This window comes from Sphingomonas sp. JUb134, from assembly GCF_004341505.2.
Classification (GTDB): domain Bacteria; phylum Pseudomonadota; class Alphaproteobacteria; order Sphingomonadales; family Sphingomonadaceae; genus Sphingomonas.
Genome location: NZ_SLYP02000001.1, coordinates 3092263 through 3105294, shown reverse-complemented (window position 1 = coordinate 3105294; position 13032 = coordinate 3092263). Strand labels below are relative to the sequence as shown.

The window sequence follows — 13032 nt, the reverse complement described above, 5'->3', positions numbered from 1 at the left end:
CCTATGTCCTCCGCAAGCTCGCCTGCGCCGGCCTCCGCCGGCTCCGGTGTCGGATCGCGCCTCAAGTCGATCATCGGCGGATCGACCGGCAACATGGTCGAGTGGTTCGACTGGTACGTCTATTCGGCCTTCACCCTCTATTTCGCGCCGCACTTCTTCCCGAGCGAGGACCAGACGGCGCAGCTGCTGAGCGCGGCGGCGGTGTTCGCGGTCGGCTTCGTGATGCGGCCGATCGGCGCCTGGGTGATGGGCATCTATGCCGACCGGCAGGGGCGCAAGGCGGGGCTGACACTGTCGGTCACGCTGATGTGCCTGGGCTCCCTCATCATCGCCTGCACGCCCGGATATGAGACGATCGGGATCGCGGCGCCGGCGCTGCTGGTGCTGGCCCGGCTGATGCAGGGCCTGTCGGTGGGCGGCGAATATGGCGCGAGCGCCACCTATCTCTCGGAAATGGCCGGGCAGGACCGGCGCGGGTTCTTCTCCAGCTTCCAATATGTCACGCTGATCTCGGGCCAGCTGCTCGCGATCCTGGTGCTGCTGGTCCTCCAGGCGGTGATGGATACGCGCGACCTGGAGCAATGGGGATGGCGCATCCCGTTCGTGATCGGGGCGATGCTGGCGCTGGTGGTGTTCCGCCTGCGCCGGGGCCTGGCCGAGACGGAGAGCTACAAGAACGCCAAGGCGACCGGCGCGCCCAAGTCCGGCTTCCTCCAGCTGGTGCGCCATCACCCGCGTGAGACGGCGCTGGTGATGCTGCTGACCGCCGGCGGTACGCTCGCCTTCTACGCCTATTCGATCTACATGCAGAAGTTCCTGGTGAACACGTCCGGCTTCTCGAAGGAGGCGGCGAGCCAGATCAACGGCGTCACATTGTTCGTGTTCATGTGCCTGCAGCCGATCGCCGGCGCGCTTTCGGACCGGATCGGGCGCAAGCCGCTGATGGTCGCGTTCGGCGTGGCGGGTGTGTTGTTCACCTACCCGATTTTCAGCGCGCTGGAGCAGACCAAGGACGTGTTCACTGCGGGGCTGCTGGTGATGGCGGCGCTGATCATCGTCACCGGCTACACCTCGATCAACGCGGTGGTGAAGGCGGAGCTGTTTCCCTCGCACATCCGCGCGCTGGGCGTGGCGCTGCCCTATGCGCTCGCCAACACGCTGTTCGGCGGGACGGCGGAATATGTCGCGCTGAGCTTCAAGGATGCCGGGTGGGAGCGCGGCTTCTACTGGTATGTGACGGCGATGATCGGGGTGTCGCTGATCGTGTACCTGCGCATGCGGGACACGCGCCACCGGAGCCTGATCCAGGAGGATTGAGGGGCCTTCCGTGCTCCCGCGCATGCGGGAGCTCAGGGTTCCGGGAGCTGCCGACCGTTGTTCTGATGCACCCCGGATCCCCGCCTGCGCGGGGATACGGCGGGGCGGTGGTCCTACCGAAGCGCGTCCAGGAACTGAACGGCGGCGTCATAGTCGCGGCGGCGGATCAGGCGCGCTTCGGTCGCGAGCGGATCCTCGCCCCAGCGTTCGACCTGCCAGTCCTCGTCGACATGGGCGGCGTTCCACACCGTCTCGGCATCGAAGGCGCGTTCGGAGAGCGCAAGTGCCAGCACCAGCGAGCCGGTGACGGTGACGATCGGCGAGAGGCCGGCGAGCGCGAAGGCGTCGCGAGCGGCCGTAGCCTCGGCGAGTCGCGCGACGGTGGCGGGGGGCTGGACGACGTGCATCACGCCGGCGGTGATCGCGAAGGTCACGTCGTAGCGCTGGCGGGCCCAGGCGAGCACGGGGTCCCAGGCGGCTTGCTGGCGCGCGACCAGCGGCTCGGGATCCTCGGCGCGGTAGCAGAGCAGGTCGCTCTCGCCATAGGCGGCCAGGCCGGCCGCGAAAGCGGCGGGATCGGGGGCGATCCGGTCGATCGCGGCGTTGGCGAGGCCGGTGAGCGGCATCGCGCGCGGATCGAGCCGGTCCGCGACCGCGCTCCATTCGTCCGCCACCGCCTGAGCAAGCGCGGGCGTCGGGAGCGCCAGCGGGACGCGACCGGGCGTGCGGACGGGGCGCCCGTCGAGGGCAATGCCGAGGCCGGCGTCGGTGGGCTCGATCGTGACGGTTTTCCAGAAGCGCTTCATGGCTTGGGCGGGGTCCTCCAGCGGTGTGCCAGGGCGCGGGGCACCACCGCCATCACGTACAGCGCGCACAGCACGATCGCGACACCCAGCAGCTTGGGCGGCCATTCGGCCGCGCGCGTCAGCAGCATGAGCCCCAGCACCGCGCCGGCCGAGGCGACGATGCGGACCAGCACGAGCACCAGCCAGCGATTGCGGGCGGGATCGGCGCTCATGCGCGCATCGCGACGGGCAGGGGGCACAGCGTGTCGGCCAGCGCCGGAAGTGCCGAGGCATGGTCGAGGACGTGGCGCGCGCCGGCGGCGGTGAGCTCGGCGACCGTGTGATAGCCCCAGGCGACGCCGATCGGGTGCACCCCGGCGGCGGCGGCCATGGCGATGTCGAAGCTGGTGTCGCCGATCATCACGGTGTTCTCCGGATCGGCACCCGCCTCCGTCATCGCCAGCTCCAGCATGGAAGGATGCGGCTTGGACGGGTGGCGGTCGGCCGTCTGGAGCGTGACGAAATGGTCGGAAAAGCCATGATGCTCGAGGATCAGTGCGAGCCCGCGATCGGACTTTCCGGTGGCGACGCCCAGCAGCCAGCCGTCTGCGAGGAGCCGTTCGATCGCCACACGGACGCCGTCGAACAGCGGCTCGTCGGCGAGGCCGCCGTCGGTCCGCATCGCGCGGAAATGGCGCTTATAGTCCTCCGCGACGGACGCGTGCAGCGCCGGTTCCACGTCTGGGGCGAGTCGGGCGACGGCCTCGACCAGGCTCAGGCCGACGATGCGGCGGATCGCGGCGCGGTCCGGCAGCGGCAGCTGCGCGGAACCGAAGGCCAGCTCCATCGCGCGGCAGATGTTCGCCTGGCTGTCGACCAGCGTGCCGTCGCAGTCGAATACCGCGAGTCGCGTCATCCGCGTCCCCGGCTGCGACGCTCGCCGCGGCGCTCCTTGCGGACGGTCTTGGCATGCGCCTTGGCCTTGGCCTTTTCCACCGCGCGGCTGGGGGGCGGGGGCGTTTCCTCCGCCAGCGCATTGCCGAGCGCCATGTCGAAGCCCAGCAGCTCGATGCTCTCGGCGAAGTGCTGCGGCAGTTCGGCCGTCACGTCGATCTTGCCGCCATCGGGATGATCGATGCGGATGCGGCGGGCGTGGAGGTGCATCTTGCGGCTGACGCCCCCGGTCAGGAACGCCGCTGCGCCGCCGTACTTGCCGTCGCCGACGATCGGGTGGCCGATCGCGCTCATGTGGACGCGCAGCTGGTGGGTACGGCCGGTATAGGGCTGCAGCTCCACCCAGGCGGCGCGATTGCCGACGCGCTCGATCACGCGGTAGCGCGAGCGGGCGGGCTGGCCCGCTTCCTCGTCCACGTGCATCTTCTCGCCGCCGCTGCCGGGCTGCTTGGCAAGCGGCAGGTCGATCATGCCGTCGTCGATGTCGGGCACGCCGATCACCAGCGCCCAATAGGTCTTGCGCGCCGAGCGGCCGGAGAAATGCTTCGAGAAGAAGGCGGCGGCACGCGACGTGCGGGCAAGCAGCAGCGCGCCCGACGTGTCCTTGTCGAGGCGGTGGACGAGCTTGGGCCGGCCTTCCGCGTCGAACTGAAGCGCGTCGAGCAATCCGTCGACATGGTCGTGCGTCTTGGTGCCGCCTTGCGTCGCGAGGCCGGGCGGCTTGTTGAGCACGATCGCCTGCGCGTCGCGGTGGATGACCATCGACTGGGCGAGTTCGACCTGCTCCGGCGCGAGCGGCGGGCGCTGGGCCTTTGAACGCGGGGCCTTTTCCGGCTCGGGCGGGGGGACGCGGATCTGCTGGCCCTCGGCCACCCGGTCGCCGGGCGTCGCGCGGGCGCCGTCGACGCGCAGCTGGCCGGTCCGCGCCCAGCGCGACACGGTGTTGAAGCTGACGTCGGGCAGGTGCCGCTTGAACCAGCGATCGAGGCGGACGCCGTCGTCGTCGGCACCGACGGTGAACTGGCGGACGGCGTTGGGCGTGTCGCTCATGCGGCGATCCTTCCAAGCGAGAGGCCGGCGAACAGCGCGAGGATCGCGCCGGCGACCGAGGCGGCGACATAGGCGAGCGCCGAGGCGAGTTCGCCGCGCTCGATCATCAGCGCCGCATCGAGCGAAAAGGCCGAAAAGGTGGTGAAGCCGCCGAGCACGCCGACGCCGAGCAGAAGCCGCCCGGTCTCACCGCCCAGCGCGCCGCGCGCGAGCACCGCGACCAGCAGGCCCATGGCGAAACCGCCGATCAGGTTGACGCCGAGCGTCCCCCACGGCCAGCCGGGGCCGAAGAGGACGAGCGCGGCGCGCCCGAACAGATGGCGCAGCCCGGCGCCGACTGCGCCGCCGAGCATGACGATTAAAAGATTGCCCATGATCGGCTGCGCCTAGCGCATCGGCGCGCGGCTGAACAGGCGCGTGGTGCTGGGAACGCTTCAAACGCCCTTGTTCAGCACCATGTCGATGTTGGTGCGGGGGCCGTCGGGGGCGAGGAACAGCACATAGACGCCGCCGTCGCGCCCGCGGCTGCCGGCGAGCACATGCTCGTTGCCGTCGAGCTGGTGGCCGCTCGCATAGCCGGCGCGGGTGGCGCGGGTGTAGTACCAGTCGACGAGCTGCCCGAGCGGCGCCTCGACCGTGAAGCTGACCACGCGGAACTGGCAGCCGGACACCTGGCTGCCCGCTGCCTCGGTGAGCGTCGCTTGCGGGTGGAGCGGCAGGTCGGGCGGCAGCCGCTTTGCCCAGTCGGTCGCGTAGGTGAGGCTGCGCGTGCACTCGACCGGCGCCGTCCTCTCGCGCCGGGACGATGCAGCGAGGGTGACGGCGCGGCGCGCGGCGTCGCACTCGGGGCAGGAGCCGGCACGCTTGGCTGGGGGCGCTGCCAGCAACCGCTCCGTGGCGGGGTTCGCCGACGTACCGGGGCGGGGCCCGGCCCCCGCCTTTGCGCTTCCCTGGTTCGTGCCAGAGAGCCGCCTGGGATCCACGAGGATGCGATTGCCGAGTGCGGCGGCCGCCTGGTCGTCCCCAGTCAGTTCCGCGTCCAGCGCAGCGACGTTGTCGGCGCCGGGATCGGTCCGGTCACAGCCTGCGAGCGCGAGCAGCGAAAGGGCAGCGGCGAAGGACGGCAGTCGGCGCATCGGGCTCTCCCACACGACGGACATTGGCGAGAGGGTCAAACAAGACGAAGCTGGTGTAAACCATGTTCTGCGGTCAATCAGGCGGGGAGTCCCGATGCGGTGCAGGAATGGAGGCCGGGCGAGAGGAATAACGAAAAGGCCGGGCCGCGTGTGCGGACCCGGCCCTTCGAGAGTCAGCGGCGGCGGGTGCCGTTCGCTTCGGTGGTGAGGCGCTTGATCAGGTCGACCTCCGCCTTGCGATACGGAGTGCCGTCCGCGCGCAGCACCTCGTGGAACCAGACGGTCGGCTCCTCATAGGTGTAGGGCTTCTTCCAGCTGTCCCACGGCATGCGGGTCTGGGTCTTGCCGTCGACGAAGCCCCAGTTGAACATCGCGATGTCGTACTTCTTGCCGAGCGGCAGCGACCCGTCGAACGTCGATCCGTTCCCGCGCGCCATATATTCGGTGCAGAAGACGGGGCGGCCATAGCTCAACACCTGCTTTGCGCGGGTTTCCCACTGTTCCGGCCAGTTATAGTCGTGGAAGCTGTTGATGTCGGACTGGCTGAGCTGGATGCGCTCGACCGCGTCCAGCGTCTCGGCCTTGTCCCAATGTTCGCCGATCCAGACGCCGCTGGTGAGCGGCTGGGTGGGGTCGACGCTGCGCGCCCAGTCGAACACGCGGCCCAGCAGCCCCGCGACCAGCGCGGTCTTGTTCGGGGTAGGCTTGTAGGAGCCGCCGCCGCCGCCTTCGTTGTTGGGCTCGTTCCACACGTCCCAGCCGAGCACGCGCTTGTCGTTTGCGAAGGTGCCGACGACATCCTTCACATAGCCTTCAAGCTTGTCGTACTGGCTGGCGTCCGCGAGCCGCGCGGCGCCCGGCGCCTGCATCCAGCCGGAGTTGTGGACGCCGGGGATCGGCGGGCGCTGCGGCCCTGCCACCGGGTTGGGATCCCAGCAGCTGTCGAACAGCACGAACAGGACGCGGATCTTGTGCTTGTCCGCGATCTGCAGGAACTGGTCCATCCGCTGCTTGAGGCCCGCCGCGTCATTCTCCCACAGCATGTTGTGGAGGTAGACGCGCATGACGTTCATGCCCATGTCCTGGGCCCAGCCGAGTTCCTGGTCGATCTGCTGCGGGTTGAAGGTCTCTGGCTGCCACATCTCGAACTGGTTGATCGCGCCGCGGTTGGTGTAGTTGGCGCCCACCATCCACGGCTGCTTGCCGTACCAGCTCTTGGCCTGGGTCGGGGTCCAGAGGTCGCGTGCGTCGGCCGGTAGCGAAGCGGTGATCGTGGCAAAGGCGGCGCCGGCGAGCAGCAGGAAACGAGTCATGTTCGGGGCTCCTGAGGATTAGCGCTGCTGGGGCGGGGTGACCTGCCCCGTGGAGAAGCGATAGGTCATGGTGTTGCGATAGGTTTGGCCCGGGTCGAGCCGTGCGGACCCGAACGCAGGCTGGTTCACCGTGTCCGGAAACAGCTGCGGCTCCAGCACGAGCGCGTCGCCGCCGCGGTAGATGCGCTGCGCCTTGCCCGTGACGGTGCCGTTGATGAAGTTGCCGGAATAGAATTGCAGGCCCGGCTGGTTGGACCAGAGTTCGAACCCGCGACCCGACAGAGGATCGTGGACGCGCGCCATCAGGTGCTGGTCCGGGGTGACGCGGTCGCCGATCACCCAATTATGGTCGTAGCCGCGGCCGTAGACCATCTGGATGTCGCGGGCGTCGCGCACCCGCTCGCCGATCTGGTGCGGCGTGCGGAAGTCGAACACGGTGCCTGCGACCGGGCGCAGCTCGCCGGTCGGGATCAGCGTCTCGTCCACCGGCGTGAAGCGCTGGGCAGGGATCTCCAGGATGTGGTTCATCGCCCCCGCGCTCGAACCCTCGCCCGAGAGATTCCAATAGGCGTGGTTGGAGAGGTTCACGACGGTCGGCCGATCGGTGGTGGCGCGATAGTCGATGGTGAGGGCGTTGGTGTCGTCGAGCGAATAGGTCGCATCGACGGTGAGGGTGCCGGGATAGCCCTGGTCGCCGTCGCGGCTGACGTAGCGCAGCGTGACCGAAGGCGTCGTGCCCGACTTCACCGAGACCACGTCCCACACGACCTTGTCGAACCCGCGCGTGCCGCCGTGCAATGCATTCGGGCCGTCGTTGACCGGCGTCTGATAGGTCTTCCCATCGAGCGTGAAGCGGCCCTGCGCGATGCGGTTGGCGACGCGGCCGACCGTGGCGCCGAAGAACTCGGGCTGCTTGAGATACCCGGCCATGTCCGGATAGCCGAGCGTGACGTCGTCGATGCGGCCGTCGCGGTCCGGCATCTTGAGCGACTGAAGGCTGGCGCCCCAGGCAATCACCGTCGCCGAGACGCCGTGGCTGTTGGTGAGCGTGACCGCCGGGACCGGCTTGCCGTCGCTTGTCCGGCCGAAGGTCGAGCGCTTTGCCTCGCCCGCCTGGGCTGTATGGGCCGTCAAGCCTGCCACGGCCACCGCCGCAAGCAACATCCACGCATGGCGCATCGCTCTCTCCTCATCTTGCGGCCACCTTCTCCGAATGGCATCCCCGCATGTGTAGCGCCTGAGGGAGGCACTGCAAGCCAATTGTACGATAATTGGCTTGAAGGGTTCGAGGGGCAGGCGTACGCAACAAGCAAGCGGGCGGAAAACGCCTGCAAACACCGGAGGGGTGTGCCGACGTGCAGCAGGAGTTAGGGCGTAATCTTACCTATGGTCTTCAGGAGGTGCTGGGACGGGCGATCGTCGTCGGCTACTACAACGACCGGCCGTTTCCGAATGAAGCGGATATCGTCAGGGAGCATGGCGTCAGCCGCTCGGTGACACGTGAGGCGGTGAAGATGCTGGCGGCCAAGGGGCTGCTGGGCGCCCGCCCCAAGCAGGGCACGTTCGTGCTGCCGCAGGAATCCTGGAACCTGTTCGACACGGACGTGCTGCGCTGGCTGCTGGAGCGCAAGCTCTCGATCAACCTCCTGCGCCACTTCAACGAACTGCGCGTCGCGGTCGAGCCGGCAGCGGCGGCGCTTGCGGCCCGGCGTGCGGGGCCGGAACAGCATGCCGCGATCCTCGCGGGGCTCGAGCGGATGCGCGCTGCCGAACAGGGACGCGACGAGACGCTGGACGCCGACATCGCCTTCCACGTGGCGGTGCTGCGGGCTTCCGAGAATCCCTTCTACATCCAGTTCCGGGACGTGGTGGCGACGGCGCTGCGGACGTCGATCCGCTTCACCAACCGGATCGCGGGCCGTTCCGCCAGCATTGCGGACCATGCCGCCGTCTACGAGGCGATCGTCGCGGGGGATGCGGACCGGGCGCAGCTGGCCATGGCCAAGCTGATCGACGACGTGCTGGTGCTGATCGAAGGGGTCGGGGAAGAGGCGGCCGCCGCCTGAACCGTCCGCTGGCCGCATTGCGGCCGGCGGCGGAACTTCCCGGGCGCCGTCGCGCTGAACCGCCGACGAGCCGGGAGACAGGCAGATGAACGCTGAACGCACTACCCATGCCGCCGCCGATGCGAGCGGGGCCGCTGCGGCCGGCCGATCCGGACGCGCCTGGAAGATCGGGGCGGGCGTCGCTTTGGGCGCTGCTGCCGTCGGGCTCGCCTATCGCCGCCTCTCGGCGCACGAGCATGGGGACCGCGAGGTCGCCTATCCGCCGCTCGACACGCCCAAGCCGCTCGCGAAAGACATCTGGGTCGTCGACGGGGCGCCGATCGCGCCCATGGGCATCACCCTGCCGGTGCGCATGACGGTGGTGCGGCTGGGGAACGGTGACCTTTGGCTCCACTCCCCGATCCGCTACACGCCGGCACTCGCCAAGGCGCTGGAGGCGATCGGGCCGATCCGGCACCTGGTCGCGCCGAACATCGCGCACTGGACGTTCCTGAAGTCGTGGCAGGAAGCCTATCCGGACGCGACGACCTGGGGCGTGCCGGGGCTTCGGGACCGGCGCCAGGTGCGCAATTCGGGCGTGCGGATCGACCGGGACCTGCAGGACGCGGCGGAGGAACTGTGGTCTGCCGAGCTGGAGCAGGGGATCGTGCCGGGCGCAGCGGGTTTCCGCGAAGCCTATTTCTTCCACAAGGCCAGCCGCACGCTGTTGCTGGTCGACCTGATCGAGAACCTTCAGCCCGAGAAGCTGCCGCCCTTCACCCGCGCGGCGATGGCGGCAGCGGGTGCGACCGACGGGACCACCGCACGCTATCTGCGCGTGCTGATCCGCTGGAACGGGGACGAGGCGGCGACAAAGATCCGCGGGCTCATCGACCTCGATCCGGAGCGGGTGGTCGTTGCCCATGGGGCGGTGTTTGCGGGGCACGGTGCCCAGCACCTCCGCCATGCCTTCGCCTGGCTTCTGGGGGATCAGGCCCGATAGCCCCGCAGGCTTTGCTGAAGCACCCGCAAGCAGGGGCGCAGGTCGGCGGGCGCGGCAGCGGAGCCGTGCGGTTCCGCAACTCCGCCAAGACGAATAACATAGATGAGTTACCGCTTCACGGACCGCCGGTAAGCCGCTTCCCCGCAGCAAGGGGAGCATGGGTGCACGACGGACATCACAGCGGTGGAATGATGTTGATCCGCCGCCTCGGCAACTATGCACGCCTGACGCCCGAAGACGAAGCGGCACTCCAGCAGATGCTCGCGCTGCCGATCCGACTGGCACACGCCCGGCGGGACATCATCGCCGAGGGGGCAGTGCCGCGGGCGGTGTTCCTGATCGTCTCCGGCTGGGCGTGCCAGTTCAAGACGCTGGAGGACGGGCGCCGACAGATCGTGGGCTTCCTGCTTCCGGGCGACAGCTGCGATCTCAACAACCTGGTGCTGAGGCGGATGGATCACTCCATCGGCGCGTTGACCGACGTCCGCTACATGGAGATCCCGGGCGGGGCGATCCAACGCCTGACGCGCGACCATCCCCGCATCGGCAAGGCCCTGTGGTGGCAGATGCTGGTCCATCTTTCGGTGCAGCGCGAATGGACCACCAACCTTGGCCAGCGCAATGCCATGGAACGCCTGGGCAGCCTGTTGTGCGAGCTGGCGCTGCGGCTGCGCGACGTCGGCCTTTCGAACGGCGAATGCTATGACCTGCCCCTCACGCAGACCGATCTCGCCGATGCGACCGGATTGACCTCGGTCCACATCAACCGGACGCTCCAGCAGTTGCGTGCGTCGGGACTGATCAGCCTGTCTGGCCGCGTGCTGCGCATCCCCAACTTCGCCGCGCTGCAGGAAGCGTCGCTGTTCGCGCCGGACTATCTGCACCGCGCACAGCTTGAGGCGCGGCAGAGCCATGGCATGGCTGGTGCGGGCGCTGCGGATCACGCGGAGCGGTGAGCGTGAGGGGAGGGAGCACCCCTCTAGCCCGATCATGCGTCATCGACGAAATCGATCAACTCCATAGGATTTCATCACTTCCCTCGTGCGCCGTGGCTCCCTATTTCATTCGCATCCGCAGCATGGAGTTTTTGGAATGGGAATCATTGGTAGCTCGCTGAAGCCGTTCACGACGCAGGCCTACAAGCAGGGCAAGTTCCTGGAGGTCAGCGACCGCGACGTAGCGGGCAAGTGGGCGGTGTTCTTCTTCTATCCGGCCGACTTCACCTTTGTCTGCCCGACCGAGCTGGAAGACCTGGCCGACAACTATGCCGAGTTCCAGAAGCTGGGCGTCGAGATCTACAGCGTCTCGACCGACACCCACTTCAGCCACAAGGCATGGCACGACACCTCGCCGGCGATCGGCAAGATCGACTTCACCATGCTGGGTGACCCGGCCGGCGTGATCACCAACAACTTCGGCGTGATGCGCGACGGTGCAGGCCTCGCCGACCGTGCGACCTTCGTGGTCGATCCGGAGGGTGTGATCCAGTTCGTCGAGATCACCTCGGAAGGCGTCGGCCGCAACGCCGTCGAGCTTCTGCGCAAGATCAAGGCCGCGCAGTATGTCGCAGCGCACCCGGGCGAAGTCTGCCCGGCGAAGTGGGAAGAGGGTGAAACCACGCTCGCCCCGTCGCTGGACCTGGTCGGCAAGATCTAAATTACCAGTGGTCGCGCCTCTTTGAGCGCGGTCATGCCCCCGGCATGACCTGTGAGATGCTGGGAGCATCTCACACTCAAAGAGGCGGACCACTCCCTTGGGTAACCAGGCGGCCCGGGGTGAATCCGTTCGCCCCGGGCCGTTTTGTATCGAATTTCCGGAGTTTCCCCATGCTCGACGCCAATCTGACGCAGCAGCTCAAGGCCTATCTGGTCAACATTCGCGAGCCGATCGAGCTCGTCGCTTCGCTCGGGACCGACGCAAAGTCGCGCGAGCTGGGTGAGCTGCTGAACGAAATCGCTGCTCTTTCCGACAAGATCGCCGTCGTCGACGGTGACGACGCGCGCAAGCCCAGCTTCCAGATCCGCCGCACCGGTACCGACATCGGCGTCCGCTTTGCCGGCATTCCTATGGGCCATGAGTTCACCTCGCTGGTGCTGGCGCTGCTGCAGGTCGGCGGGCACCCGTCCAAGGCTTCGCAGGACCTGATCGAGCAGGTCCAGAACCTGGACGGCGACTTCGCCTTCGAAACCTACTTCTCGCTGTCGTGCCAGAACTGCCCGGACGTGGTGCAGGCGCTGAACCTGATGAGCGTGCTCAACCCACGGATCAGCAACGTCTCGATCGACGGATCGCTGTTCAAGGATGAAGTCGAGGCCCGTAAGGTGATGGCGGTGCCGACCGTCTATCTGAACGGCGAGGTGTTCGGCCAGGGCCGCATGGAGCTGGAGCAGATCGTCGCCAAGATCGACAGCGGCGCCTCCGCGCGCGCGGCCGAGAAGATCAAGGCCAAGGATGCGTTCGACGTGCTGGTGGTGGGCGGCGGCCCGGCCGGTGCAGCGGCGGCCATCTACGCCGCGCGCAAGGGCATCCGCACCGGCGTGCTGGCCGAGCGCTTCGGCGGGCAGGTGCTCGACACCATGGCGATCGAGAACTTCATCTCGGTGCCGCATACCGAGGGGCCGAAGCTCGCCGCGCACCTGGAGCAGCACGTCAAGGAATATGACGTCGACGTCATGAACCTGCAGCGTGCCGACAAGCTGATCCCTGCGGCTCAGGCTGGCGGCCTGCACGAGGTGCGGCTGGAGAATGGCGCGTCGCTGAAGGCGCGCACCGTGATCCTTTCGACCGGCGCTCGCTGGCGCCAGATGAACGTGCCCGGCGAGGACGCGTACAAGAACAAGGGCGTGGCCTATTGCCCGCACTGCGACGGCCCGCTGTTCAAAGGCAAGCGCGTGGCGGTGATCGGCGGCGGCAACTCCGGCGTCGAGGCGGCGATCGACCTCGCCGGCATCGTCGCGCACGTGACCCTGATCGAATATGACTCGGACCTTCGCGCCGACGCGGTGCTGCAGCGCAAGCTCGCCAGCCTGCCGAACGTGAAGATCATCACCTCTGCCCTCACGACCGAAGTGAAGGGTGACGGCGAGAAGGTCGTCGGCCTGACGTACAAGGACCGCAACCACGGCACGACCCACGAGATCGCGCTGGAAGGCATCTTCGTGCAGATCGGTCTGGTGCCGAACACCGAGTGGCTGAAGGGTGCGGTGGGGCTGACCCCGCGCGGCGAGATCGAGATCGACCATCGCGGCGAGACCACGCAGGCCGGCATCTTCGCGGCGGGCGATGCGACCACGGTGCCGTACAAGCAGATCGTGATCGCGATGGGCGAGGGTTCGAAGGCGGCACTGTCCGCGTTCGACTACCTCATCCGCCTGAACCCGGCGGATCTTGCCGAGGCGGCGTAACGGCTGGGCGGCGCTCTTCCGGGGC

At 68.0% G+C, this 13032-nt stretch carries 14 protein-coding genes; 6 read left to right on the top strand and 8 right to left on the bottom strand.

Features of this window, described 5'->3' with window-relative positions:
* Window positions 1–3: 3 nt before the first annotated feature.
* Window positions 4–1317 (top strand): MFS transporter, encoded by a 1314-nt coding sequence (locus tag EDF69_RS14600; protein ID WP_132884283.1) that lies wholly within the window; start codon window positions 4–6, stop codon window positions 1315–1317.
* Between the two features lie 113 nt (window positions 1318–1430).
* Here EDF69_RS14600 and EDF69_RS14595 read toward each other — a convergent pair whose 3' ends face one another.
* The 8 genes from EDF69_RS14595 to EDF69_RS14560 form a co-directional block, all read right to left on the bottom strand.
* A complete protein-coding gene (locus EDF69_RS14595; protein WP_132884282.1) occupies window positions 1431–2123 on the bottom strand; it encodes an ATP12 family chaperone protein in 693 nt (230 codons plus the stop codon).
* Entirely contained in the window at window positions 2120–2362 is a 243-nt protein-coding gene (locus tag EDF69_RS14590; RefSeq protein WP_339538571.1) for a hypothetical protein, read from the bottom strand. The genes EDF69_RS14595 and EDF69_RS14590 overlap by 4 nt, the downstream gene beginning before the upstream one ends.
* The gene (locus EDF69_RS14585; RefSeq protein WP_132884281.1) at window positions 2332–3018 is read right to left on the bottom strand and encodes an HAD-IA family hydrolase; all 687 of its coding nucleotides are present in this window, start codon (window positions 3016–3018) and stop codon (window positions 2332–2334) included. Before EDF69_RS14585 ends, EDF69_RS14590 begins: the two co-directional genes overlap by 31 nt.
* Window positions 3015–4106: an RluA family pseudouridine synthase gene (locus tag EDF69_RS14580; protein WP_132884280.1), complete on the bottom strand. Its 1092-nt coding sequence runs from the start codon at window positions 4104–4106 to the stop codon at window positions 3015–3017. Before EDF69_RS14580 ends, EDF69_RS14585 begins: the two co-directional genes overlap by 4 nt.
* The gene (crcB, locus tag EDF69_RS14575) at window positions 4103–4480 is read right to left on the bottom strand and encodes a fluoride efflux transporter CrcB (protein ID WP_132884279.1); all 378 of its coding nucleotides are present in this window, start codon (window positions 4478–4480) and stop codon (window positions 4103–4105) included. Before crcB ends, EDF69_RS14580 begins: the two co-directional genes overlap by 4 nt.
* A 60-nt stretch (window positions 4481–4540) precedes the next feature.
* Window positions 4541–5266: a hypothetical protein gene (locus EDF69_RS14570; protein WP_132884278.1), complete on the bottom strand. Its 726-nt coding sequence runs from the start codon at window positions 5264–5266 to the stop codon at window positions 4541–4543.
* A gap of 149 nt (window positions 5267–5415) precedes the next feature.
* On the bottom strand, window positions 5416–6555 hold the full coding sequence (locus EDF69_RS14565; RefSeq protein WP_132884277.1) for a cellulase family glycosylhydrolase: 1140 nt from the start codon (window positions 6553–6555) through the stop codon (window positions 5416–5418).
* Between the two features lie 18 nt (window positions 6556–6573).
* Window positions 6574–7734: an aldose epimerase family protein gene (locus EDF69_RS14560; protein WP_425336647.1), complete on the bottom strand. Its 1161-nt coding sequence runs from the start codon at window positions 7732–7734 to the stop codon at window positions 6574–6576.
* Between the two features lie 176 nt (window positions 7735–7910).
* Here EDF69_RS14560 and EDF69_RS14555 point away from each other — a divergent pair, with 176 nt between their 5' ends.
* From EDF69_RS14555 to ahpF, 5 genes are all read left to right on the top strand, one after another.
* Window positions 7911–8621: a FadR/GntR family transcriptional regulator gene (locus EDF69_RS14555; protein ID WP_339538567.1), complete on the top strand. Its 711-nt coding sequence runs from the start codon at window positions 7911–7913 to the stop codon at window positions 8619–8621.
* 85 nt (window positions 8622–8706) lie between these two features.
* Entirely contained in the window at window positions 8707–9603 is an 897-nt protein-coding gene (locus EDF69_RS14550) for a DUF4336 domain-containing protein (RefSeq protein WP_132884275.1), read from the top strand.
* 161 nt (window positions 9604–9764) lie between these two features.
* On the top strand, window positions 9765–10559 hold the full coding sequence (locus EDF69_RS14545) for a helix-turn-helix domain-containing protein (protein WP_204991393.1): 795 nt from the start codon (window positions 9765–9767) through the stop codon (window positions 10557–10559).
* A gap of 136 nt (window positions 10560–10695) precedes the next feature.
* Window positions 10696–11259, top strand: coding sequence for an alkyl hydroperoxide reductase subunit C (gene ahpC / locus EDF69_RS14540; protein WP_125959837.1), 564 nt, complete (start codon window positions 10696–10698; stop codon window positions 11257–11259).
* Window positions 11260–11429: 170 nt separating this feature from the next.
* Window positions 11430–13007, top strand: coding sequence for an alkyl hydroperoxide reductase subunit F (ahpF, locus tag EDF69_RS14535; RefSeq protein ID WP_132884274.1), 1578 nt, complete (start codon window positions 11430–11432; stop codon window positions 13005–13007).
* Window positions 13008–13032: the final 25 nt, after the last annotated feature.